The following is a 24,656-nucleotide window of genomic DNA, read 5'->3' on the forward strand; positions in this document are numbered from 1 at the left end:
AATTGCCGGAGGATAAAATAAAATGAGAAAAGAAAATTATAAGAATCCTATAATTCATGCAGACTATTCAGACCCCGATGTAATAAGGGTAGGGAATGATTATTTTTTAGTTGCATCAAGTTTTAACAGTGTTCCAGGCCTTCCTATTTTACATTCAAAAGATCTTATCCATTGGAGGATTATAAATTATGCGGTAAAAAAATTACCTTCACCTGAGTATGACATTCCCCAGATTGGCAAAGGTATTTGGGCACCTGCAATAAGATATCATAATGGTAAGTTCTACATATATTTTAGCATCCCTGACGATGGAATATTTTGTTGTTACACAGATGACCCATTTGGAAAATGGTCAGATATAGTATTAGTAAAAAAAGCAAAAGGGTGGATAGATCCATGTCCGTTTTGGGATGATGATGGTAAAGCATATCTTATTAATGCATTTGCAAAAAGTAGAATTGGATTTAACAGTAAACTCTGCATTTCCAAGCTTTCAGAAAATGGGCTTAGTATTTTAGACGAAGGGAAAATTGTCTTTGACGGGACAAAGACACAGCCGACAATTGAAGGTCCTAAGTTATACAAAAGAAATGGATATTATTATATATTTGCACCAGCAGGCGGCGTTAGATATGGTTGGCAGACTGTTCTAAGGTCTAAAAACATTTATGGACCATATGAAGAGAGAATAGTTTTGCATCAGGGGAACACCTTGATAAATGGACCACATCAAGGAGCATGGATTGAAACAGAAAAAGGAGAGCACTGGTTTATACATTTTCAAGACAAGGGTCCATATGGCAGAGTTGTCCACCTTCAGCCTATGACATGGTTTGAAGATGACTGGTGTATAATAGGAGTTGACCAGAATCAAGATGGAGTAGGTGAGCCTGTTTTAGAGTACAGAAAACCTGAGACTGAAGAGGAAAGTAGCCAGTTTTATATTGAATGTTCGGATCATTTTGATAGCGAGAGACTATCTTTTGCATGGCAGTGGCATGCAAATCCAAGAGATGAATGGTATAGTGTTGATATCCAAAGGAGCGTATTAAAACTTTTTGCCGTTTGTGCAATGGATTCACAGCAAAAAAGGAGCATATTTTATATGCCAAATTTACTACTTCAAAAGATTCCTGCAGAAGAGTTTGAAGTTGTAACAAAAATGAAAACAAATTTTAATACAAAAGGAAGTTTTTCGGGACTTATTGTAAGTGGCTACAAATATTCAGCAATAGGAATTGAAAGAAGAGAGGATGGCAATTATCTTATACAGATATTAGGTGAAATTGCAAATAGTAATGCTAATGAAAAGGTTGTTAAAAGTAAAAAAATAGGTGGCAATGAGATATATTTAAAGCTTAAGATGAAAAGGGGAGCAAATAGTGAATTTTTATATAGTATTAATGGCAAAGAATTTTTTAAGTTTGGACTTGAATTTGTTCCTAAAGAGGACGTATGGACAGGGTCAAAGGTTGGTCTATTTTGTGTAAACAGATATGCTGAAGAAAATGTTTTAAAAGAAGATTTTGCTGAATTTGATTATTTCATGTTTAATTTTTAAGAAGTTCGTAAAGAATTCTATCTAAAAAGATACTTCTATGATTTAATATTTAAAGTCATTGTTTAGCAAGAATTATTTCTTTCCCAAATATACTGCAAATGTTTAATTAATAATATTTAATGAGCTGATAAGAATACTATAACTTGAAGTTCAGTTAACAAATGTATAAAACAGATTATTAAAGCAAAAATCAATGTTGCTAAAAATTAAAAGGGGATGTTCATTTTGTAACAATACTTAAATGAGCATCCCCTATTTGTATTATATAAACAAAACAAAGTAGTAATTTTATGATACCTATTGTAAAGTAAAGTACCTTTTTAAATACATTTGACCATGTTATTATAAAATTGCACAATCAAATCTGTTCAAACAAAACAAACAGTGGAGGGAGGAAGTCAAAGTGATAAAAAGTAAAAGGTTAATTGCAACTCTTGTGTTAGTAGTTTTTACTATTTCGATCTTCTTTGCTTTTTCGACCGGTGGGTCTGAAAAAGCAAAGGCAGCATCGAAAAAAGTTACACTCAGGTTTATGTGGTGGGGCGGAGAGGCAAGACACAAAGCCACTTTGGCAGCAATTCAGGCGTATATGAAGAAATACCCTAATGTAAGAATTAATGCAGAGTATGGCGGTATTGAAGGTTACATGCAAAAGCTCATTACCCAGCTTGTGGGGAGAACCGCTCCAGATATAATCCAGATTGACGTTACATGGATAGGAGAGCTTTCTGCACAAGGAGATTTCTTTGCAGACCTTAAAACTTTTAAAGAGGTCAACTTAAAGCCATTTGAAGAAAAATTTTTAAAAGACTGGTGCTATTCAAACGGAAAACTTATTGGACTTCCAACAGGTGTGAATGCTTCAGCTATTCACTATAATAAGGACTTTTTTAAGAAGTTCGGAATTCCAGAAAACAAGACGTGGACATGGGAGGATATATTAAAAACAGCTGAGATGATTCATAAAAAAGACAAGAACTACTATCTTTTGAATTTTGATGCGACAGTTTGTTATTATCTATTAAAAACGTATGTACTTCAAAAGAAAGGTGGAAAATGGATAAATGATGATTATACAATGGGATTTGATAGAAGGACTCTAATTGAAGCATTCACTTATATTGATAAACTGTTTAAAGTAGGTGCTATTCAACCATTTTCAGAGAGTGCACCATTCCAAGGGAAACCTGAACAAAATCCAAAATGGCTCAAAGGCGAGCTTGGTATGCTTTGGAATTGGACATCAACTTTTGCAGCAAATAAGGCAAATATACCAAGCCTTTCTATGACAATGATACCTATTATGAAAAATGCTAAGAGCACAGCTGTAACTGTAAGACCATCTCAGCTTTTAGCGGTTAATAAATTGTCCAAAAATCCTAAGGAAGCAGCAAAATTTATCAACTGGTTTTTAAATGATAAACAAGCTGCACTAATATTGAAAGATGTCAGAGGTGTTCCTGCAAGTTCAACAGCCAGAGAAGCACTTGAAAAAGCAAATGCATTGGATCCTGTTATAACTCAGATAACATCAGAAGCGTTAAAAAGAGCAGCACCTCCAGAAAATGCACTTTCACAAAACCAGGAACTTGAAAAAATAGCAACAGACGTAATTCAACAGCTTGCTTACAAGCAATTAACACCAACTCAAGCAGCTGACAAGCTGATGGCACTTTATAAACAAAAGTTAGAAGAAATTAAAAGAATACAATCAAAATAGTCAAAATAAAGTAAAACTTTGGGGCTGTCAGAAAGCCAAAAGCCCTCCCGCTTTTGAGGTTGGCAGCCCTTTTTTGTTCAGGCTTATAATCTAAATAGCATTTTTCTCTGAAAAAAGGAGTGACAAATAAATGACAGCACGTTTGAAAAGAAAAGATTTAGTTGGTCTTTTATATGTTTTGCCATGGCTTGTAGGATTTCTTGTTTTCAAATTGTATCCTTTTGTAATGTCGTTTGTATATTCATTTTGTGACTATAGCATGCTAAAACCACCTAAGTTTGTAGGACTATACAATTTTATTTATATGTTCACAAAGGATGAACTGTTTCCAAAAGCACTTTTAAACACTATAAAGTATGTTATAATAACTGTTCCGCTTAAAATCTCGTTTGCACTTTTTGTTGCAATAATATTGAACATGAAACTGAAAGGAATAAATCTTTTCAGAACAGTATATTATCTTCCTTCTATCTTCGGTGGATCTGTTGCAATCTCAATTTTGTGGAGATTTTTGTTTATGAAAGAAGGTATAGTAAACAAATTCTTAAGTCTTTTTGGAATAGAAGGTATAAACTGGCTTGGAGATCCCAGAATAGCCATGTTTTCAGTGAGCCTTCTTGCGGTGTGGCAGTTTGGCTCATCCATGGTGTTATTTTTGGCAAGGCTAAAGGAGATTCCGTCAGAACTCTACGAAGCGGCACTGGTTGATGGAGCATCAAAATTAAAAATGTTTACAAAAATAACTCTTCCGATGATTTCTCCTATAATGTTTTTCAATCTTGTTATGCAGACCATAAACGCCTTCCAGGAATTTACAGGACCGTACATCATCACAGGCGGTGGACCTGTCAACTCAACATACCTTTTGAGTATGCTTATATACGACAATGCATTTAAGTATTTCAGAATGGGCTATGCAGCAGCACTTTCTTGGGTCCAGTTTGTAATAATTTTGATATTTACAGCATTTATCTTTAGGTCTTCTACTTATTGGACATACTATGAGTATGATGAGGGGAGGTTCTAATAAAGATGTACTCCCAGAGCAAAAAAGCAAAAAATACAATTTCGCTTTTTATAACTTATGCATTTTTGATTCTATTTGGACTGTTTATGATTTATCCACTTTTGTGGGTTGTATCTGCGGCATTTAAATCAAATGATGAGATATTCAAATCGCTGTCTTTAATTCCACAAAAAATTGTTACAGACTCATTTATAAAAGGGTGGCAAGGCACAGGACAGTATACATTTGGCAGATTTTTTGTAAACAACTTTATACTTGTTATACCAGTTGTATTTTTTACAATAATATCCTCTACGCTTGTGGCATATGGATTTGCAAGGTTCAATTTCCCACTCAAAAGATTATTTTTTGTGATACTAATTTCAACATTAATGTTGCCAGACTCTATAAACCTGATTCCAAGATATATTCTTTTTAATGCATTTGGATGGGTAGATAGTTACAAACCCTTTATAATTCCATCAATGTTTGCATCAACACCATTCTTTGTGTTTATGATGATACAATTTATGAGAGGCCTTCCACGAGAGATAGAAGAAGCTGCTATAATAGATGGCTGCAACTCTTTTCAGATTCTCTTGCGCGTAACAGGTCCTCTTTGTAAAACAGCAATGATTTCAATGGGAATTTTCCAATTTATCTGGACTTGGAACGACTTTTTAGGACCGCTCATTTATATCAACAGTGTCGAAAAATACACAATTGCTCTCGGACTTAGAATGTGTGTAGACAGTGCTGCTGCAATTGCTTGGAACCAGATCATGGCTATGACTGTTATAGCAATGCTACCGTGTATTATCATCTTCTTTGCTGCTCAAAAATACTTCGTTGAAGGAATTGCAACAAGCGGAATAAAAGGTTAAAGTAAGATATTGGCTTTGTGAAGGATATTTGAAAGATGATATAATTGAAATTACAATGGGTTTAGTGCAAAAAGGGGGCAGACCCTAAATGTTTTACAGGATGATTATCGTGGAGGATGAAAGTGAGATAAGACAAGGGCTTTTTACCTGCTTTCCATGGGATAAACTTGGGTTTGAGGTTGTTGGCCTGTTTGAAAATGGAAAGCAGGCTTTAGATTATATTTTGCAAAATAAGGTTGATGTTGTTTTTTGCGATATTAAAATGCCTGTTATGAGTGGAATTGACCTTGCAAGGGTTTTGTTTTTAAATAACATCCCTGTAAAAATAGTTTTTATCAGTGGTTATCAAGACTTTGAATTTGCTCAAAAAGCCATGAAGTATGGTGTGAGGTATTACGTAACAAAACCTGCAACGTACGATGAGATATTAGAGATATTTGGGCTTATAAAAAAAGAACTTGATAAACAATTCAAAAATTCACAAACTCTCTATGAAGAGATAAAAAATCGGGATTTAATTTCTATTGACAATCCTGAAAATGTGATTGAAACTGTAAAAGAATATATAAATAAAAACTACAAAGAAGCAACCTTAGAAGATGCAGCAAAACTTGTCTATATGAATCCTTATTATCTCAGCCGTCTTTTTAAGTGTAAAACAGGGAAAAACTTTTCTGACTATTTGATGGAAGTCAGGATGAAAAAGGCTCTTCAGCTAATGAAAATTCCAATATATAAACTCCATGAAATAGGTGAAATGGTCGGGTATAAAAATCCAAAAAACTTTACAAGAGCTTTTAAAAAATATTTTGGTAAATCTCCGTCTGAGTTTGTCCAGGAGAGATAATCTGCCATGAAAGGAAAAGATGGGCTATATAAAAGCAGGTTATTCAAAAGAAATTTTCTCCAAATAGTAATTGTACCAATTATTATAATACTAATTTTCGGATTTTTTTCATGCTTAATAATAGAACAGTACGTAAAGAATGAAATAAACAAAAATTTAGAGACAATGCTAATTCAGAGTGAAAATAATATTGAGCTGATGTTTGGAGAGATTGACTATCTTTTTATGGTGTTTGGAATAAACAAGGATGTCACTCTTCAAATAAAAAGGATTCTGAACTCTACATACTTTTCCTTAGAGGATATTTGGCAACTCAATATGTTTAAAAATGTTTTAAATTCGATCTCATATTCAAAACCTTTTATACATTCGATTTATGTATATTTCAAAAATCCTGAAGGTAACTTTATTGTTACTCCAGATGGTATAACAAACTTTCAATATTTTTATGACAAGAGATGGTTTGAACAATATAAAAAGCATGGTGAACTTATGTGGATAGAAAGAAGAAAGATTCAGCCTTATAACTTTACAGAAGAATCAATTGATGTATTGACAATCTACAAAAAGATAATGTCAGGATACTCAGATTTAGATGAAGGTGTTATTGTTCTTAATCTTTACTATGACCAGGTAAAAAAGCTTTTGAACCTTCCAAGTTCGATACCTGAACATGCAATGTATATATTAGACCAAAAAGGAAATATATTAGTATCTAACCAGTCAGATGATTCAAATATTTTGAGTATAATTTCGAAGAAACCAGCTAAAAACTTTTTAACAAAAAGGATAGTTTCAAAAAAATACAATTTGATATTTGTATCAGTAATTCCTAAGGACTACCTTTATAGTATACCAATAAAACTTTTTAAAATTGCCATTGTAATGTTATTAATTTTTGTAATCATTGCTTTTAGCGCATCTTATTACATTGCTAAAGTGAATTATAGGAACATAAAAAAGATTATAGATACAATAAATTCAGCAACAGAAGGTAAACCTCTAAAAGAAGCAGATATTACTTCTAATGATGAATATGGATATATTATGTATAACGTAATAAAGAACTTCATAGAAAAACATTACCTGACAACTCGACTTCAGGCTTTGGAGCTTTTAGCTTTGCAATCTCAAATAAATCCTCATTTTTTGTTCAATACTTTAGAACACATATATCTAAAAACATTAGCTTTAACAGGGTCTCCCAATGAAGTCACAAAAATGATAGAAAATCTGTCATCTATTCTCAAATATTCTCTTAGCAATCCACGGATCACTATATTTTTGAAAGATGAAATCAAAGCAACTAAAGCGTATATAGATCTTGTCAAAGCAAGATATAAAGAAAAGTTTGATGTATTTTGGGACTATAGTGAAGATGTACTTGATATAAAGGTGATGAAACTTTTGTTCCAGCCATTAATTGAAAATTCAATCTATCACGGGATAAAACCTTGCGAAAAGAGATGCGGAATAAAAATCAGGATAAGAAAATCAAAAGATACCAGTGATTGGCTTTGTATATGGGTAATTGACAACGGAATTGGAATGAGCAAGGAAAAGTTAGAAGAAATCCAGAGCAGGCTTTTGCAAGATTTTGACTTTTCAGACCATATAGGGCTTTTAAATACCAATGAAAGGTTAAAACTCATCTATGGCAATAACTTTAAACTCAAGGTTTGGAGCAAGCTGGGTTTGGGGACAGTTGTTAAAATAATTCTTCCTGTTGATTTTGAAGACCGAAAGGAGAATGGGTAGATGCTAAAAAGACAGGATGTTTATATTCGCGACCCTTTCATTGTGCCTGTGAAAGAAAAAAGATTGTACTATATGTTTGGTACAACTGATAAAAATTGTTGGGGAAATGAAAAAGCAACGGGTTTTGACTATTATGTGACATCTGACCTTGAAAATTTTGATGGACCATATCCAGCATTTAGACCCCCTCAGAATGTTTGGGCAGACAGAAATTTCTGGGCGCCAGAGGTGCACTTTTATAACGGGAAGTATTATATGTTTGCAACATTTTGTTCACCAGAAGGTAAAAGGGGGACTGCGATTCTTGTTTCAGATGCTGTAGAAGGACCATATGTTGAACATAGTATTGGACCTGTTACACCAAAGGATTGGATGTGCCTTGATGGAACACTTTACATAGATGAGGATTCAAATCCCTGGCTTGTATTTTGCCGTGAATGGGTTGAGGTTTATGATGGTCAGATTTTGGCAGCAAGACTTTCAGATGATTTGAAAAGAGTCATTGATGAGCCCATTTTGCTCTTTAAAGCCTCCGGTGCGCCTTGGACAGCAAGCATAAGGGTTAAAGATGGCAGAGAATGTTTTGTGACAGATGGTCCGTTTTTATTCAAAACCCAAAACGGCAATCTTTTGATGCTATGGTCAAGCTTTGATAGTGAAAGAAGATACTGTGTTGGAATTGCAAAATCACTGTCAGGCAATATTTTAGGTCCATGGCAGCACAGTCTAAAGCCAATTTTTTCTGATGACGGTGGCCATGGTATGCTTTTTAGAACCTTTGAAGGTGAACTTATGCTTTCAATCCACAGCCCAAATTCAAGGAGTAGTGAGAGGCCTTTGTTTATAAAAATTGATGAGAAAAATTTAGAAGACAAGATTTGAAAAAGAAAAGGGTTTATCCAAAATATCTTGGACAAACCCTCAATTTTTTTACCACAGCTTTTCAACATCCAAACTATTGCTATCAACAGGTATCATAAAAAAGCAAAATTCAAATTTGTCATCTTTAATTAAATACTTCTCAAGCGGGCCGGGGCCGCAGCTCTGGCTTCCGATACCACCTATTTTAAAGTCTACATTCACAACAATTCCATCTGCTTTTGTCAGCTCATATGTGTGTCTTGCTTTAGTTAACATTTCATCAGTATATTCTCTTGCACTGAAGTTAAATGTAGGGGTGCCTTTAATACAAAGTCCTATTCCATAGATGTTGTATACAAAAGCCCATCTAACATCACACCTGTTTCCATATTCCTGGGGCATTATATATGGAACATACATGTCTTTTATAGCCATGTCATATATTTCTACAGTTGCGCTTTGTTTTATATCAGGATAGTTTTCGTGAGGTCCCCTTCCGTAATATTTGACATATTCAAACTCTTTTGGCATCATAAACTGCAATCCTATCTTTGGAAGTGGCGGAAGCTGTCTTAAAGCCCACGCATACATATTTGTCTCTACAATTCCCGATTTGAAAACCTTGTAGCTTATAGTCACTTCAAATACAGGCTTTACTGAATATGCGCCATATACCGAAGTTGTCTCTGCTTTGAAGTACTCGCTGTGCTCTTCAAAGCTGACATTTACAATTCTTCTTTGAAGCTTGTCAAATCCAGCTTTTATCCATTTATTTTTGATGTGCACATCGTTGTCTGTTGGAGCCCTCCAAAGATTGAACCTTGGCGAGGATTTTATAAAATCAAGACCGTTGTGCATCAAGCTTATCAAATCACCTGACCATCTGCAAAACTCTACTAAAGTGCTGCCAGCAAAAACCTCAACTTTGTCAGGAGAATTTACTACTTCAAACCTGTTTTGCTTTGAGAAAATAATATTTACCTTCTCAATTTTTTGTACGGCATCTTGAGGAGTATCTTCTTTAAGTGCAATCTGAGATTTTGTTATAACAAAACCTCTTTTTGCCCAAAGCAGTGAATTTTTAAGCTTTACTGTGAAGGTAATAAAAAGCTCTTCCTTGCAGCTTTCTAAAACTTCTTTGACCTCATCGATTTTGACCTCTTTTGAAGAGCGGGGAAGAACATTGCTCACATCAACAAAGCCCTCTTTTACAACCCTACCGTTTGACAGCAATTCCCATTCAACCTCAACATGGTTTAAAGAGATAAAATCATATCTATTTGTAACTTTAAAAGTTCCTTCTTGTTTGTTTAAAAGTTCAATTACAACTGGCTCATAAACTTTCTTGAGCTCGAACATAGCTGGAGATAGAGTTCTGTCAGGGAAAAGAAGTCCGTCTATACAGAAGTTACCGTCGTTTGGCTCATCTCCAAAATCCCCACCATAAGCATAATATTCTTTCCCATCAGGTGTCTTTGTCAAAATTCCGTGGTCTGCCCACTCCCACACACATCCACCTAAAAGCCTTGGGTATTTGTATATCACGTCCCAGTACTCTTTGAGGTTTCCAGGACCGTTGCCCATCGCATGTGCATACTCGCACATGAAAAATGGTCTTTTCTCTTGTTTTTTACCTTCTTCTTCAAGTTTTTCTACTGGTGGATACATTACACTTACAATATCCACAACCTCAGCATCACGGGCACTTTCATAATGAATAGGACGGCTATTATCATATGACCTTATCCACTGTGCCATTTTATCATGATTTGGGCCGTAGCCAGATTCATTTCCAAGCGACCAGATAATGATTGATGGATGATTTTTGTCTCTCTTTACCATCATCTTTGCTCTTTCAACAAACGCATCTTCCCAAGCAGGGTCTTTTGCCAGAAGTCCCCAGTCACCAACTGCTCCAAATCCGTGGGTTTCCAGGTCAGCTTCATCAATCACATAAATACCAAATCTGTCGCATAGCTCTAAAAAATAAGGGTGATTGGGATAGTGTGAGGTTCTTACACAGTTTATATTGTGCTGTTTCATCAAAGTTATATCCTCTTGCATCATCTTTCTTGTCACTGCAAATCCTACTCTTGGATGCATGTCATGTCTGTTGACACCTTTTAACTTTATAGGTACGTTGTTTAGATAAAATACTCCGTCCTTTATTTCTATCTTCCTAAAACCAAAGTTCTGAGGGATAATTTCTAAAATGTTTCCATCTATATCTTTTAAGATTGCAAGAAATGTGTAGAGGTTGGGTAGCTCTGCGCTCCACAGTCTTGGACTTTCAATTTGAAATTCAAAAGCTACAGAAGTCTGAATATTTGCAGAAAGTCCCAGAGATTTGTTTGAGCTTTTGATTAAAGTTTTATCAAAGAAGACCTGCACTTCTATGCTAAATTCTTTTTGGTCGTTGCTTCTGTTTTCAATTTCAATCTCAGCAGTCAAGTATCCTTCTTTGAGATCATCACTCAAGACTGGTTTTAAATACACATCTCTTACAAACACCTTTGGTCGAAATAGCAGATACACATCTCTGAATATTCCACTCATTCGCCATTTGTCTTGGTCTTCTAAGTAAGTTCCATCTGAATATTTTAAAACAATAGCTGTGATAGTATTTCTTCCTTCTTGGACAAATCTTGTTATGTCAAACTCATGCATCATGTGAGAGACCTTTGAAAAACCAGCAAACTTACCGTTAATATATACATAAAATGCTGAGTCTACCCCTTCAAATACAACAAATATTTCTTTGTCTAAGTCTTCTTGAGAAATATAAAATTCTCTTTTGTAGACACCTGTTGGGTTTATATCTGGCACAAACGGTGGGTCGACAGGGATTGGGTATCGGGTATTTGTGTAGATTGGTATGTCTTGACCAAACATCTGAAAGTTACTGGGAACAAATATTTCATTCTCCCATGAAATATCATCGTTCATTAGTATTTTTTCAGCTTTAAGAGGATTTTCAAATAATTTAAACTTCCACTTTCCATTTAGGGATTTAAACAGGGAAGATAATTCCCACTCCCCCTTAAAAGCCTTTTCAACTTCATCATATGGGATGAACGAGCTTCTGGGTTCCTCCCTAAAAATATGCTGAATAGTGGGGTCTTCCCAGTGTCTTTTCTCTATCATCTGTTTTCCCCCTCTTTGTTTTCCCATTTTCAGGAAGTAACGTTTAATAAATCCTTCAAATTAGGCTTTGTTTTTGATATATTTTGAGAATATCTGATATTTCTTGTGCAGCTTCTTTTATCAATTCTATAAAATATCCCTCATTTTCTTCGTTAACTCGGATCGTGGGAACTGCTATACTAATGGCCGCTATTATTTGCTCATTGTGATTGAAAATCGGTGCTCCAAAACATCTTACACCTTCCGAAGATTCTTCATAGTCGAGAGCATACCCGTTTTCTCTTACTTTTCGTATCTCCTCTATTAACTTTTCTACCTCACAGATGGTGTTAGCGGTTAATCGCTCAGGCGGTTGTTGAGAGTATAATTCTCTCAATTCCTTATCACTCAACCCAGATAGTAACGCTTTTCCAAGTGCTGTAGCATGAGCGGGTATGCGTTTACCTATGGAAGAAGCAATCCGAATAGGATGATTAGATTCAATTTTTGCAATATAAATTACATCGCGTCCATCTCTTACTGCGAGGTGGACTGTTTCATTGGATTTTCTTGCTACTTTTGCTACTACTGCCATTATTGCATCCATAAATTCTGATTCTCTCAAGTAACCGCTTCCCACTTCAAACATTTTGATACCCATCTTGTACCGATTAGTTGCGGAGTCAAAAATAAGATATTTTCTCTCCACTAATGTGTTAAGAAGAGATAACGCACTACTTTTAGGAATTCCCAATTTTTGTGATATATTACTTAAAGTTAATCCTTCTGAACAGGAAGCTATCAGTTCCATAATATCTAATGCTCTTTGCAAAGAACGATGCAAGTTTTTTTCTTTTTCCATTTATTTTATCTCCCCTACTTTTTGATTAAATTTTGTAAATCTTGTGCAAGCAACTCTCTAAAATATCTATCAACATTTTATTCTAACAAATTTTTGTATTCAAGTACTCTCCAATCATGGCCAGGCAATACTATACACTTTTTTTCTTTCACTATAGAAATGGCTTTTATGCATTCTTCCAAGTTATAAAAAAGACCGATAGGAATTTCTTCTTCTATATTTTTGTATGTCATAATAGTATCTCCACTAATGATTATTTTCCTCTCTCCTAAACATACTTCCACTATCTGAGAACCTGGGGTGTGCCCTCCAACTTTAATTACTTTAATATCTTCATTTATAAATTTGTCGCCATTCACAACTAATACCTTTCCTTCATTGATTTTCTTGAAGATAGGTTGTGTAAAAAATTTTATATATCCAGGTTCCCAAACTGGGACACTCAATGCCCATCCTAATTCTTCAAGTTGAAACACTACCTTTGCATTGGGAAATAAATCTATATTACCAATATGATCCCAGTGTAAATGAGTACAAATTATAAGATCAACTTCCTCGGGATCAATATTATTTTCGTCAAGTATATCTTCAATTCTCTTTTTTTGCCCAAATCTTAAATTTGTTGCTTTCTCACACTCTTTGATTTTTCCAAAACCTGTATCTACTAAGATATGATTAGTTGCTGTTCTAATATAAAATGAAAAAGATGGCACCATTTCCTCATGAAGTATATTTCCTCCCCTAAACTTTATGCCATCATGAACAGGTCCAAACTCACCTATCAAAAGAGGTTTTATTTCATATATCATTCCTTCACACCTCTGTGTCTTCTTTTTAAAAGGTTAGTTCACCTATTTCTTTAATATCGATCCTAAGAACCCTTTCTTCTTCAATAGCCTCTTTTATCTTATTTATTATCCACGAAGTATAATAAGCATCGTAAAGGTCAGAGAGTGGTTTTTTCCCTTTTCTTATGCACTGGTTAATAAAATAATCAACCTCTTCATCAAACATTTCTTGATAGAGAGGATATTCATTTTCTTTATTTGGAGTAAATTTAACTATATCCCTGCGTGAAAAATGAAGCCCACCATTTTGGCACAGCACTTTTATTTTAAATGTCCACGGATCACTTGTTTCGTCTTCAGTTGCCCATGAAAGATAAATATGAGCAAGAGCTCCACTTTCAAATTCCGCAACTACCATTAAATGTTCATCCCCAGTAGGAATCTTATCTTTCCTAAAACATCCTTTGACAGCACAAACTTTAGAAGGCAAGCCCATATAGGCTATCATAAGATATATATGATGCCACAAAACTTCCTGTAGAGGACCGTTATATTTTTCTATTAATTCCTCTGGCATATAATATATTTCAAAGGAAAACATTGTAAAAGATTCTCCCAAACTCCCTGAGGAAATGATTTCTTTAAAACGTCTTAGTTCACGAAGATATATATAACTATGTCCAGGCATACATATTCTACCAACTTGTTGTGCTACTTTTGCCATCTGGCTTATTTCTTCTGGATCCATACTCACTGGCTTTTCCACTAAAACGTGTTTTCCCTCCTTTAAAGCATGAAAAGTGTAGAAAAAATGAGTGTGAAATGGAGTTAAAACAAAAATGGCATCTATATCATTCCTTTTATAAATTTCATAGGGGGAACATACTACCACCCCCCATTGTTGTGCCCTTTTCATTGCAAGTTCTTCATTGATATCACTTACTGCAATTAATCTCACATTTTCACACTTTCTGATAGCTTCAAAATGATTTTCTGCTACTCTTCCACACCCTATAAATCCTACTCTAACCTCATTCACATTTACCATACTTTATGACCTCCAGTTTTTTGCTCTTGAGAGAATCCATTATAGCCCATGAAATCTCACATGCTCGAGCTCCATCTTCTACTCCAGGTTTAGGTTCTTCATTTTTCTTTATGCATCTTATAAAATACTCTTGAAGTCTTTTAGCACCACCTTCTACATGGGAATGCCACATCACGTCTTTATATGTCATTCCCTTCACTAACATTCCAGGGTTAGCGTCAATTCCTCTTTCACTATTTATAGTCATATAATTTTTAAATTCGTCAATGTAGATATATCCTTCACTCCCTATAATTTCGAAACGTTTATCAGTAGCAGAATCTTTTGGAAATGCTCCACTCATGTCAATGCAGACAATACCACCTTTTTCTAAATATCCTATGGCTGCAAAATTGTCTTCTATTAAAGAATTCCCTCTCATATATTCATGAGCAACACCTATTACACTTGTTACCTCTTGATTACTTAACCATCTTACAAAATCCCACAAGTGTACGCTTGCTTCTAAAATCAGACCACCACCTTTACTTCGGTCAAAGACCCATTCTCCATGGGTCACGTCGTGCCCTTTCATAGTAAAACGGAAATTCCCCCTTATATATTGTATTTCTCCTATTACTCCCTGATCAATCATATCTTTTACTTCCTGGGAAGAAATAGCAAATCTCTCAGGAAAACAGATTATAAATTTTCTATCGCTTTTCTTTACTATTTCTCGCAAAGAATTAACCTCTTGGGGGGTAAGAGCTAATGGTTTTTCACAAAGCACATGTTTATTAGCTTCTATGCTATCTTTTACAATTTGATAATGAGAAGTAGCAGGAGTTACTACATAAACTGCATTTATATCTTTTCGGTCCAATAATTGGCGGTAATCCTGATACACATCTGCCCCATACAAACTCTCTGCAATTCTTAATTTCTGAGGATCTAAATCTGCTACAGCTTTCAATTTGCAATCTTCAATAAGAGTAGAATTTTTAGCATGTATTTGTCCCATCCATCCAAAGCCTATAATACCTATATTTATCATTTTCTTTCTCTCCTTTCTTAATAATAGTATTAGCCTTTTGCAGAAACGCTCAAGATGAGCATTATCAAGCTTTATATAATCTTCAAAAAAGTATTCCTTCCTCCTCATAGATAGTGTAAAATATAACTGTATAAAACATATTTTCTATGAGGAGGAGGATAAAATGTTTAAAAATCATAATAAACAACTCTCTTTTTTAGAACTTTATGAGGACGTTAAAAACCTCGCTCTCAATAACCCTCATAACCTTCTTGGCTTCTTCAACAAATACATCAATATCAATAACTTCATCCCTCAATCCTTCTTTAAAGCCTACTATAAATACTTCGGTAAACATAGATGCTTCTCTTTGCAATCTATGTTATGTGCTTTCTTCATCCAAAAAATCTTCAAATTCTCTACCTTAACTCAACTCCGTGCTGTCTTGCTCAACTCATACCAGCTTAAATCTTTCTGCAACTTCGATACTATACCCTCTATCTCTACATTCTCAAGATTTAGAAAAATCTTTTGCTCCGAAATCGAAAACGTCTTTTATAACCTCGCAAAATATGCTCAAAATATTGCACTTGAAATAAACCCTGACCTTGCTTCTTGCGTAATATTCGACACAACTGCCTTAGTCCCTATGCTCAAAGAAAATAACCCTAAGTTCATCCAATCTATGCTCAGAAAAACTAAATCTCAAAACCCTAACCTTACATCCTCTGCTGTGTATTATCTCACATACTCAAACCTCCCCAAATCTGCTTCTGCTTCACCTTATATTACTCGTATGTTCGCTAATGGTCATTTCTGCTATGGATACAAATTCGCTATCATCACTAATGGATTTGGTTTACCTCTTGTAATCACTCCTGCCTTCTGTCCTTCTTCTGATGACCCTCAAGACCCTGCTTTTTCTAAAGCTATCTCTGATTCAAAAGCTCTTATTCCCGCTTTGATTAACCTAAACCATAATTTCCAATTCAATCAGTTTTCAACCTTTATCGCCGACAGTGCTCTTGACTCTTACATGGTCTATTCTTCCCTCATCAAAGATTTCAATTTCTCTAAAGTCATAATCCCTATTAACCCCAGAAATTCTAACCAAACCTCATATACCCCTACCTCTGACCCTAACATCACTATCTCACAAAACGGTATACCCTTCTGTAATAAACTAAATAAACCTTTTATCTACGAAGGTCTTTGTAATGGTAAAAATCGCTCCCCAAGAATTAAATGGCGCTGCCCTTGCTCTCAGATTAAAGACAATAAACGCTTTTGCACCTGCCCACATCCTTGTACTACTTCTAAGTCAGGTAGGATGTTCTATACATACCCAGATGCCAACCTGCGGTATTATCCAGGTATCGATAGAAATTCTGACCAGTTTTATCAACTTTACAAATCCAGAGTTACTATCGAGCAAACTATTTTTAATCTAAAGTCTTTTCTCGGTCATGATACCATTTTCTCATATGACCATATTTCACTTTTTTCTGACTTCTTACTCTCTGCTATTTGTATGCTTTTACTCTTTATTCTCTCTTATGCCATACTAAAACATCACCAAAATATCTCTTACAAAAAACTTCAAAAACTTAAAAAACTTATTGCCTGAGATTTCTCTTAACTCTAAAAAATGCATTTTTAATCCCTAACAAATTGCCCACACTAAAAACCCTTTTTAAAGGGTTTGATATAGCTTTGCCTTTTTTGGCTTTTGAATTATTTGGTAATAAATTTATAGTTACATACGTTGCTGATAATGTTGTTATTGTGTGCAAATAGCACAATTTACCTATACACCCTCTTGACTTTTATTCCTGTATTCCTATTTTATGGTTTGTACATCTATTCATTTTGCAAACGGCTATAATAATAGTATGTTATTCAATCACTCAAAATAGTGGTTCAAATTTTCTCTTTTCCACTGGATCTTTTTCAATAAATGCAAACTTCTTTATTATTTCATCAGTTACCTTTACTCCTAAACCAGGAATATCTCTCGGAATTTCAATATAGCCGTCTTCTACTTTTGGCATCTCAATTATAAGCTTATCACGGAGAGGATTGGGTGTTCGATCAAACTCCATTATAAATGCATTTGGTGTTGAAGCAATAAAGTGCACATTAGCCATAAATCCTACACCAGAACCAAAAATATGTGGAGCACATTTCATATGAAATGCAGAAGCCATAGCCGCTATTTTTTTACACTCAGAAATTCCACCTGACCTTGTTACATCCGGTTGCAAAATATCTACTGCTCTTTTTACTATAAGTTCTTTAAATCCCCATCGTGTAAACTCATTCTCACCTGCGGCAATAGGAATACTTGTGGCTCTTGATAGATATGCATAACCATCAATATCATCCGGATGCAAAGGTTCTTCCAACCAGAAAATATTATACTTTTCGAGTTCTTTTGCCACCTTTAGTGCAGTATTTAGATCCCATGGAAAATCGGTATAACACTGTCCTGCATCTACCATTAAGTCAATCTCGGGGGGCAAAGCTTCCCTTAATGCTTTTACTTTTTCTATATCATTTCGCGGATCCTCTTCCCCAATACGAATCTTAAAACCTTGATATCCTTCTTTCACCATCTCTAAACCTTCTTTGATTAGCTCATCTATGGGTTTATCCATACCTGCACTGGCATATAATCTTATTTTCTTTCTATATGCTCCCCCTAACAACTCATATACAGGACGCTCCTGCCATTTTCCCAATATATCCCACAGGGCAATTTCTATCCCACTTATAATTGGAATTACAAAACCTTTTCTTCCCCAGTGAGCTGATCTTATATACATCTTTTGCCATAACTTTTCGATATCAACTGGATCCTCACCTAATAACATTGGCTTGAACCGTTGTTCTATTACCTGAACAACAGCATGGGGAACATAGGTGGCTTCTCCTACCTCTCCTATCCCCTCTATTCCTTTATTTGTAGTAATTTTTACCAAAAGAGCATTGCGTTGGAGTGTAGTTCCTCCCGACCATTTCCATATCTCATTTTCTTTGTATCTATAAGAGAGAAGGATTGTTTCTATATTTTCTATTCTCAACTCACTCATTTTGTATTGATTCCTCCCCTTTTCCTTATTCTTTTACAGCACCCATTGTAAATCCTTGAACAAGATATTTTTCCATTAAAAGAAACACTATAACACCTGGTAGACATGCAATTATAGAACCTGCCATTATTTGTCCCCAATTTATTCGACCGTGTTCACCCTGCATCATGGCAATTCCAACAGTAATTGTACGCATTTCCTCACTTCTTGTAAGTGTGAGAGCAAAAAGATATTCCTGCCACGCAAGTACAAATGCAAACATTGCTACTGCAACTACACCCGGTAAAGCAAGCGGCAAGATAATTCGAAACAAGATTTGTAATCTCCCACATCCTTCTATCCTCGCTGCTTCTTCTAACGAAACAGGTATAGTATCAAAATATCCTTTCAACATCCATGTACAGAATGGTAGAGTAAACGTAGAATAAGCTATTAATAATGCCCAGTAAGTATCTATTAAACGTAATTTATTCATAATTGTAAATAGAGGAATTGCTAATAGCATACCTGGAAATATCTGGACAATTATTAATACAATTGAGAAAAGAAATCTACCTTTAAAATTAAACCGAGAAATTCCATATCCCGCAAATACACTTACAAGAGTACCTATCAGCATGTTAAGCAAAGCTACTATTAAACTATTCTTTAAATAGTAACTAAAATAACTATCATTCCAAATACCAACATAATTGCTAAAAGAAAAGCTACGGGGGAGTAGTTTGGGAATTGTTAAAAATATCTCATCCGGTTGTTTGAAAGAAGTTGAAATCATCCAGAAAAAAGGAGAAAGATTAACCATACTAATGAGAATTAATAAGACATATACCACCGTGAGCGTTAACTTTTTTCTTTTTTGTTGACTTTTTAGCCAGCTCATCTTCTTTTCACCTTACCTTTACTCATTTGCCATCAGTCTCTTCACATATACATAGATTGGCCCTATCATTAAAATGAGCATTATTGTGGCCACTGCTGATGCATAACTTACTTGAAATGACTGTAAAAATAATTCATAGCTGAATACTGGCATCGTCAATGTTGCAGTACCAGGACCACCTCTAGTCATAACTTGAATAATATCAAACTGATTAAAATTCCATATAGAAGTCAAAATAGCAGTAATTAATGCTATATTCTTTACTGACGGAATGGTTATATAAATCAACTTGTGAAAACCGCTTGCTCCATCCACTTCTGCTGCTTCATATAAGTCCTTACTAATTGATTGAAGCCCCGCCAAAATTACTAACACTACAAAGGGAATTGCTTTCCATAAAGCAGCTACAACAACTGCACCAAATGTCAAATGTAGGTTCCCCAACCATGCTTTGTAAGTCTTTATAATATGAAACTTCCATAATAGATAATTGATCAATCCATATTGCTCAGAGTATAACCATTTCCAAATTATGGCCGCTATTGAATTTGGAATTAACCACGGAATCAAGATAAGAGTTCTGAAAATTTTTCTACCTTTAATGTCTGTGTTAAGTAATAAAGCAATGAAAAAACCTATAATCATTTCTCCTATTAAGATAATTATCGTCCATAAAACAGACTGTTTAAATGAAATCCAAAAAAGCGGGTCATGGAGCAAATTTATATAATTCTGTAATCCTATAAATTTAGTGGGTCTAACAATTAGTAAGTTTATATTCAAAAAACTATTAATAACTCCCGTAACAAGGGGATAAATAAGAATGACTACTATTAAAATTGCAGCTGGCATAATTAAAAGATATGGTGTAAGTTTTTCACTCCGCAGTAATTTTACCATCTTTCCACCTTCCCTTAATGCACATTATAACTTCTGTGGGGGTAGAGTAATTATGTTTAAAGCTCCTCCACCCCCACCCATTTCCTATCTCTTTTTACTTCATCCTATGAAGTTGTTCTAAGGCGTCATGAAGTTCTTTTAGTCCTTGTTGAACATCTTTTTGCCCCATCAACATCTGTTGAATAGTCTTTCCTACATAAAGTGCCTTAAATGTTTCCCATTTTGGATCCATTGGTGGAATGACTGAATATTTTGTTCCCTCAATGAACGGTTGCAGCAGCGGTTCGTAAGTCTTTTTTGCATACTCAATATAACTCTTTGTCCATAACAGAGAATCGGCACCTTTACAGTATGCTTCAGCATATGTCAAACCATTTGGCATTTTAGTAGTGTAAAGGAAGTATAGGTATTGCCAACTTTCTTTTTTCTTTGTAGAAGCCTGCAAAATATTGAAGGTGTTTGGATAACCTCTTGAAGCTCTTCCACCTGGGCCAGCTACCATCAAAGCAGTTCCCCATTTTCCTTCAATCTTTGGCCCTTTTTGATGGACTGAGCCTACAACCCATGCACCATTATACATCATCGCAAATTTTCCAGACACAAATCCATTTGTTACTGCTTCCCAATCCATATCTACTAAAGTAGGTGGTGAAATTTTATATTTTCTTACTAAGTCAACCATAAATTGGGTACCTTTAACCGCTTCAGGATCAAGAAGTTTTGAAACCCATCTTTTCTGTTTTGCATCATATACTGAAACCTTTGCACCTGCTTGTTGCATAAAGTTAACCCAATAATCATTTGCATTTTCTGCTTGAACTGGCCAACCAAATCCCCACTGGTCAATTACTCCATCATTGTTCAAATCCTTTGTTAATTTCATACCATATTTTACTAACTCATCCCATGTTTGTGGTGGTTTATTGGGATCCAAACCTGCTTTCTGGAATAAATCTTTTCGGTAGAATAACTGCCATGTACACCCTTCCTGGGGCAAACCATCTATGCGTCCCTTTTGGTTAGTTACAATTTTCAATGCAGCAGGCAGAAAACTTTGAAGCATACTCTTTGGAATCATGTCAGTTATATCTGCTAATGCACCAATGTCTCTTAGATATGCTACCATTGGTGGGTTACAAATTACAATATCAGGTGCTCTACCACCCATGATAGACGTCATGAGCTGAGATGGGGCATCTGTCCAGCTTACCCTTGTTTCTTTAATCTGGATGTTTGGATACTTCTTCTCAAACGCTTTTATAGATTCTTCTAACACTTTCAGCATACCGGGTACCCAAGTGGTGTGGAAAAATTCAATTGTCACTTTCTTTTGAGTAGAAACCTTTTGTGACGTCGAAGAAGTTTTACTGAATGTATATACTCCCAAAATGCTTAAGGTAAATACTACAAGCACCAAACAAGCAATTAACTTTTCAAGCATTTTCTTCTTCATAATAATCTTACCTCCCCTATTTTTATTTTAATTTTTAATTACTGCCTTGATTCATTTAAACGTTCAAGCCAGTTTCCTCATTTAAGAGATCCTCCAACGCATTTCGCATCTTCTCATATATCCTGCTGTATTCACTTGTATTTAGTAGAGGAACTACTACCTGTTTGTGAGGACCCATTTCAAAACCACGAATAGACATTGCTATTCTGTAACCCACAGGGAAAGGAAATTTCTCTATTAGCCTTACTATTTCCGCAACTTTGAACTGTAACTCTTTTGCTTTTTGATGGTCGTTGTTTTCAAATAGAGAATATATTTCGCTTACTATTTCCGGCACAATTGTCGCCATTCCACTCATGCTCCCTGAGCAACCCATGTACAAAGCAGGTAAGAGTACGTCATCATTTCCTGTCATCACTGAAAAATCTTTTTTATACTTACGCGATAAAATAAGATAATACATTAAATTTTGCATACTACCACTGCTGTCTTTTATGCCTATTACTTTCTCATGTAAGATCAACTTTTCTATTACACCAGGCGGCAATCTATTCGTACGAAATGGAATGTCATATAATACTACGTTGATAGGAATTTTCTCTAAAACCTGAAGATAAAATTGATATATTTCCTCCTCTTTCAATGGAACATAGTAAGGGGGAGAAATAACTACAGCAGGACACCCTTTACTTGCTGCAAATTTTGCTATCTTGAGAGTATTTTCAACACAACTCGAACATGCACCAGGTATTACTGGTACTCTACCTTGCGCTTCCTGGGATACAATCTCAATAACTTTGCAAATATACTCTACTGAATGATGAAAGAATTCTCCTACTGAACCTGTTGGGAAGAGACCTTTTATTCCTTTTTCAATTAGAAAGTTAACAATTTGCCGAAGTTCGTTTTCGTTTATTTCGCCATCTTGAGTGTAAGGTGTAACCATTGCTGCGAAAGGTCCTTTTAGAGTAAAAATGAGAATCGCCCCCTTTTTATATAAAAGTAACCACTGGTGAAAGTTAGTAAATAGGTTTAATGTATATTCATATTTATGAACAGTATACGTATATATGAATCTTTTACTTTAAGTATAATGTATTTTTATTTTCATGTCAAGAGTTTTTTAAAGGTGTTCCTCGAATAGGTGTAGAGATATTTACCTCAGCGAAAGAATGTGCGAAAATAGTGGGGAAAAACTCATAAAAAGAGTTGAGGCTGCCTCAATCCAGATATGAATATAATTTAAAAAAAGTGAAAAATTTCCTTCAAAAGAAACACCAAAAACTACCAAAAGAAAGTTAAAATAAAATTGTGTCCATTGTAGAATTAGTATTGAAATAAGAGGTTGTTGAATAAAAGAAATAACCATATAGAGTAAACATAGTAACAAAAGAAAAAATCCCCCTTGTGTTATAATTTTAATTTAAGAGAAAACCACAAAAAAAACACAAGGGGGAAAAGATATACATGAATATTAAATCACAAAATGAGAAATTTTCAAAGCTGCTTTTTGTAATAAAAAAGGTTACTGAAGTTTTATCGAGGAAGATAAAACAAAATAGAAGGGGACGACCGAGGAAATTTAATCTGTTTCAGATAATAGCTGAGACTTGTCAAAAATTTTGTGTTTCCAATTTATAACGCAAGTTGTAAAGTTGGGTTATGTTATTGATGCATTTTCTAATACTGGGAACTCCATTTTTCCATTTTGTACGGCGTAAGTTCTCTCGCTGTAAGTAAATATTAATTTCTAAGACTTCAACAGACTGAAAGTATCCACCTGAATTTACTTCTTGCCTTTTCAATCATGCTATTTACACTTTCAACGGCGTTTGTGGTGTAGATATGCTTCCTTAATTCCTCAGGGTATTTCATATGGGCAAGATAAAACTCTGCTTTTTCTGATATTGCTTTAATAAATCGAGGATATTTTGAAAGGTATCCATCGCAAAGTTCTTTAAATTTCAGTACAGCTTCGTCAAAATCGGAGGAAGAAATTCTAAGTCTGTCTAAACTCTTGTTAAAAGCTGAAGCATCCTCTTTTGTCATATGTTTTCTGACATTACGTTGGAGGTGGACAAAACACAGTTGATGGTCAGCAAGAGGATAAGCAAGTTTGACAGCATCTATAATACCAGGGAAGTCATCACTTATGACAATTAGAATCTCTTTTAGCCCTCTTGTAATTAAGTCTTCAAATACTTTCATCCAATCAGCCTTATTTTCTTTGCCGAAGAAAGTGTAGACACCGAAAATGTCTTTTTTACCTTCTAAGTCGATACCGAGGACAACATAACAAGTAGCTTGTTTAACCTTAGAATTATCCTTAACTTCACAATGATAACCATCGATGATGAGAGCAAAAGCACTTGTTGGTAGTTCTCTTTGTTTGAATAACTGAAGCTCATTTTTAAGGTCTTCTTTGATTTTTAGTATTTCATTTTCGGAATATGGAAGATTCAAAGCTTTCAAAGTCTGGACAAGGGAACTTTCGGAATAACCATTGACGACTAAAGACATAAGCAGGGAAGTAGCTAAGCTATCAACTCTTTTGTAGCGGAAAGAAGAGGATAGAAGGTCGCAAATTCTAAGGGCGTGTGCGAGGGACAGAGATTTCAAGACACAAGGCAGGTGTTGCAAGTTTTCTATCGTAAAAACCATTGCCTTTGTCATTATCATTTTTAGCAAGGCTACTTTTCTTTCCGATAACATAAAGCAATCGAGCAAGTTTTCTAAGAGTTGCTTTAGAGCTGGGCGATTAGGATCATCTTTGGAGCAATACATATTTAATACTTGCTCTACAGCCATGTTTTTAGCAGTCTCAATAATTTCGTTTTTATTCATTTTAAGTAGCCCCCTTG

Annotated in this window: 18 protein-coding genes and 2 pseudogenes; 9 read left to right on the forward strand and 11 right to left on the reverse strand. The window is 34.9% G+C overall.

Annotation, left to right across the window (positions count from 1 at the left end; translation table 11 throughout):
• Positions 1-22 precede the first annotated feature (22 nt).
• From CaldiYA01_RS00635 to CaldiYA01_RS00665, 7 genes are all read left to right on the forward strand, one after another.
• Positions 23-1,561, forward strand: a complete 1,539-nt coding sequence (locus CaldiYA01_RS00635) for a glycoside hydrolase family 43 protein (protein WP_207180345.1) — start codon at positions 23-25, stop codon at positions 1,559-1,561.
• A gap of 403 nt (positions 1,562-1,964) precedes the next feature.
• Positions 1,965-3,281, forward strand: a complete 1,317-nt coding sequence (locus tag CaldiYA01_RS00640) for an ABC transporter substrate-binding protein (protein WP_207180347.1) — start codon at positions 1,965-1,967, stop codon at positions 3,279-3,281.
• Between the two features lie 130 nt (positions 3,282-3,411).
• Entirely contained in the window at positions 3,412-4,308 is an 897-nt protein-coding gene (locus CaldiYA01_RS00645; RefSeq protein ID WP_207180349.1) for a carbohydrate ABC transporter permease, read from the forward strand.
• 5 nt (positions 4,309-4,313) lie between these two features.
• Positions 4,314-5,171, forward strand: coding sequence for a carbohydrate ABC transporter permease (locus tag CaldiYA01_RS00650; RefSeq protein ID WP_207180351.1), 858 nt, complete (start codon positions 4,314-4,316; stop codon positions 5,169-5,171).
• A gap of 88 nt (positions 5,172-5,259) precedes the next feature.
• Entirely contained in the window at positions 5,260-6,018 is a 759-nt protein-coding gene (locus CaldiYA01_RS00655) for a response regulator transcription factor (RefSeq protein WP_207180353.1), read from the forward strand.
• Positions 6,019-6,024: 6 nt separating this feature from the next.
• Positions 6,025-7,776 carry a sensor histidine kinase gene (locus CaldiYA01_RS00660; protein WP_207180355.1) on the forward strand — a complete coding sequence of 584 codons (1,752 nt, stop codon included), beginning with the start codon at positions 6,025-6,027 and terminating at the stop codon, positions 7,774-7,776.
• A complete protein-coding gene (locus CaldiYA01_RS00665) occupies positions 7,777-8,658 on the forward strand; it encodes a glycoside hydrolase family 43 protein (protein WP_207180357.1) in 882 nt (293 codons plus the stop codon).
• A gap of 48 nt (positions 8,659-8,706) precedes the next feature.
• On the opposite strand, the gene CaldiYA01_RS00670 is transcribed toward CaldiYA01_RS00665, so the two are convergent.
• The 5 genes from CaldiYA01_RS00670 to CaldiYA01_RS00690 form a co-directional block, all read right to left on the reverse strand.
• The gene (locus CaldiYA01_RS00670; protein WP_207180359.1) at positions 8,707-11,781 is read right to left on the reverse strand and encodes a glycoside hydrolase family 2 TIM barrel-domain containing protein; all 3,075 of its coding nucleotides are present in this window, start codon (positions 11,779-11,781) and stop codon (positions 8,707-8,709) included.
• A 55-nt stretch (positions 11,782-11,836) separates the two neighbouring features.
• On the reverse strand, positions 11,837-12,622 hold the full coding sequence (locus CaldiYA01_RS00675) for an IclR family transcriptional regulator (RefSeq protein ID WP_207180361.1): 786 nt from the start codon (positions 12,620-12,622) through the stop codon (positions 11,837-11,839).
• Between the two features lie 77 nt (positions 12,623-12,699).
• Entirely contained in the window at positions 12,700-13,431 is a 732-nt protein-coding gene (locus tag CaldiYA01_RS00680) for an N-acyl homoserine lactonase family protein (RefSeq protein ID WP_207180363.1), read from the reverse strand.
• A 25-nt stretch (positions 13,432-13,456) separates the two neighbouring features.
• Complete coding sequence (locus CaldiYA01_RS00685) at positions 13,457-14,458, reverse strand: Gfo/Idh/MocA family protein (RefSeq protein WP_207180365.1); 1,002 nt, start codon at positions 14,456-14,458, stop codon at positions 13,457-13,459.
• Positions 14,442-15,491: a Gfo/Idh/MocA family protein gene (locus tag CaldiYA01_RS00690; protein ID WP_207180366.1), complete on the reverse strand. Its 1,050-nt coding sequence runs from the start codon at positions 15,489-15,491 to the stop codon at positions 14,442-14,444. The genes CaldiYA01_RS00685 and CaldiYA01_RS00690 overlap by 17 nt, the downstream gene beginning before the upstream one ends.
• Before the next feature lie 163 nt (positions 15,492-15,654).
• Between CaldiYA01_RS00690 and CaldiYA01_RS00695 the strand changes: the two genes are divergently transcribed.
• Complete coding sequence (locus CaldiYA01_RS00695) at positions 15,655-17,097, forward strand: transposase (RefSeq protein ID WP_207180368.1); 1,443 nt, start codon at positions 15,655-15,657, stop codon at positions 17,095-17,097.
• A 280-nt stretch (positions 17,098-17,377) separates the two neighbouring features.
• Here CaldiYA01_RS00695 and CaldiYA01_RS00700 read toward each other — a convergent pair whose 3' ends face one another.
• From CaldiYA01_RS00700 to CaldiYA01_RS00720, 5 genes are all read right to left on the reverse strand, one after another.
• Positions 17,378-18,562, reverse strand: coding sequence for a mandelate racemase/muconate lactonizing enzyme family protein (locus tag CaldiYA01_RS00700; protein ID WP_207180369.1), 1,185 nt, complete (start codon positions 18,560-18,562; stop codon positions 17,378-17,380).
• A gap of 25 nt (positions 18,563-18,587) precedes the next feature.
• On the reverse strand, positions 18,588-19,442 hold the full coding sequence (locus tag CaldiYA01_RS00705; RefSeq protein WP_207180372.1) for a carbohydrate ABC transporter permease: 855 nt from the start codon (positions 19,440-19,442) through the stop codon (positions 18,588-18,590).
• Positions 19,443-19,460: 18 nt separating this feature from the next.
• On the reverse strand, positions 19,461-20,342 hold the full coding sequence (locus tag CaldiYA01_RS00710; RefSeq protein ID WP_207180373.1) for a carbohydrate ABC transporter permease: 882 nt from the start codon (positions 20,340-20,342) through the stop codon (positions 19,461-19,463).
• Between the two features lie 94 nt (positions 20,343-20,436).
• Complete coding sequence (locus CaldiYA01_RS00715; RefSeq protein WP_207180375.1) at positions 20,437-21,795, reverse strand: ABC transporter substrate-binding protein; 1,359 nt, start codon at positions 21,793-21,795, stop codon at positions 20,437-20,439.
• Positions 21,796-21,850: 55 nt separating this feature from the next.
• Positions 21,851-22,867 (reverse strand): dihydrodipicolinate synthase family protein, encoded by a 1,017-nt coding sequence (locus tag CaldiYA01_RS00720; protein ID WP_307729607.1) that lies wholly within the window; start codon positions 22,865-22,867, stop codon positions 21,851-21,853.
• A 389-nt stretch (positions 22,868-23,256) separates the two neighbouring features.
• Between CaldiYA01_RS00720 and CaldiYA01_RS12585 the strand changes: the two are divergent.
• Positions 23,257-23,400: pseudogene (locus CaldiYA01_RS12585) on the forward strand (ISNCY family transposase); the annotation flags it as partial.
• A gap of 8 nt (positions 23,401-23,408) precedes the next feature.
• Here CaldiYA01_RS12585 and CaldiYA01_RS00725 read toward each other — a convergent pair.
• Positions 23,409-24,639, reverse strand: a pseudogene (locus CaldiYA01_RS00725) (IS256 family transposase).
• Positions 24,640-24,656 lie beyond the last annotated feature (17 nt).

It is taken from the genome of Caldicellulosiruptor diazotrophicus (genome assembly GCF_017347585.1).
In the GTDB taxonomy this organism is placed as follows: Bacteria; Bacillota; Thermoanaerobacteria; order Caldicellulosiruptorales; family Caldicellulosiruptoraceae; genus Caldicellulosiruptor; species Caldicellulosiruptor diazotrophicus.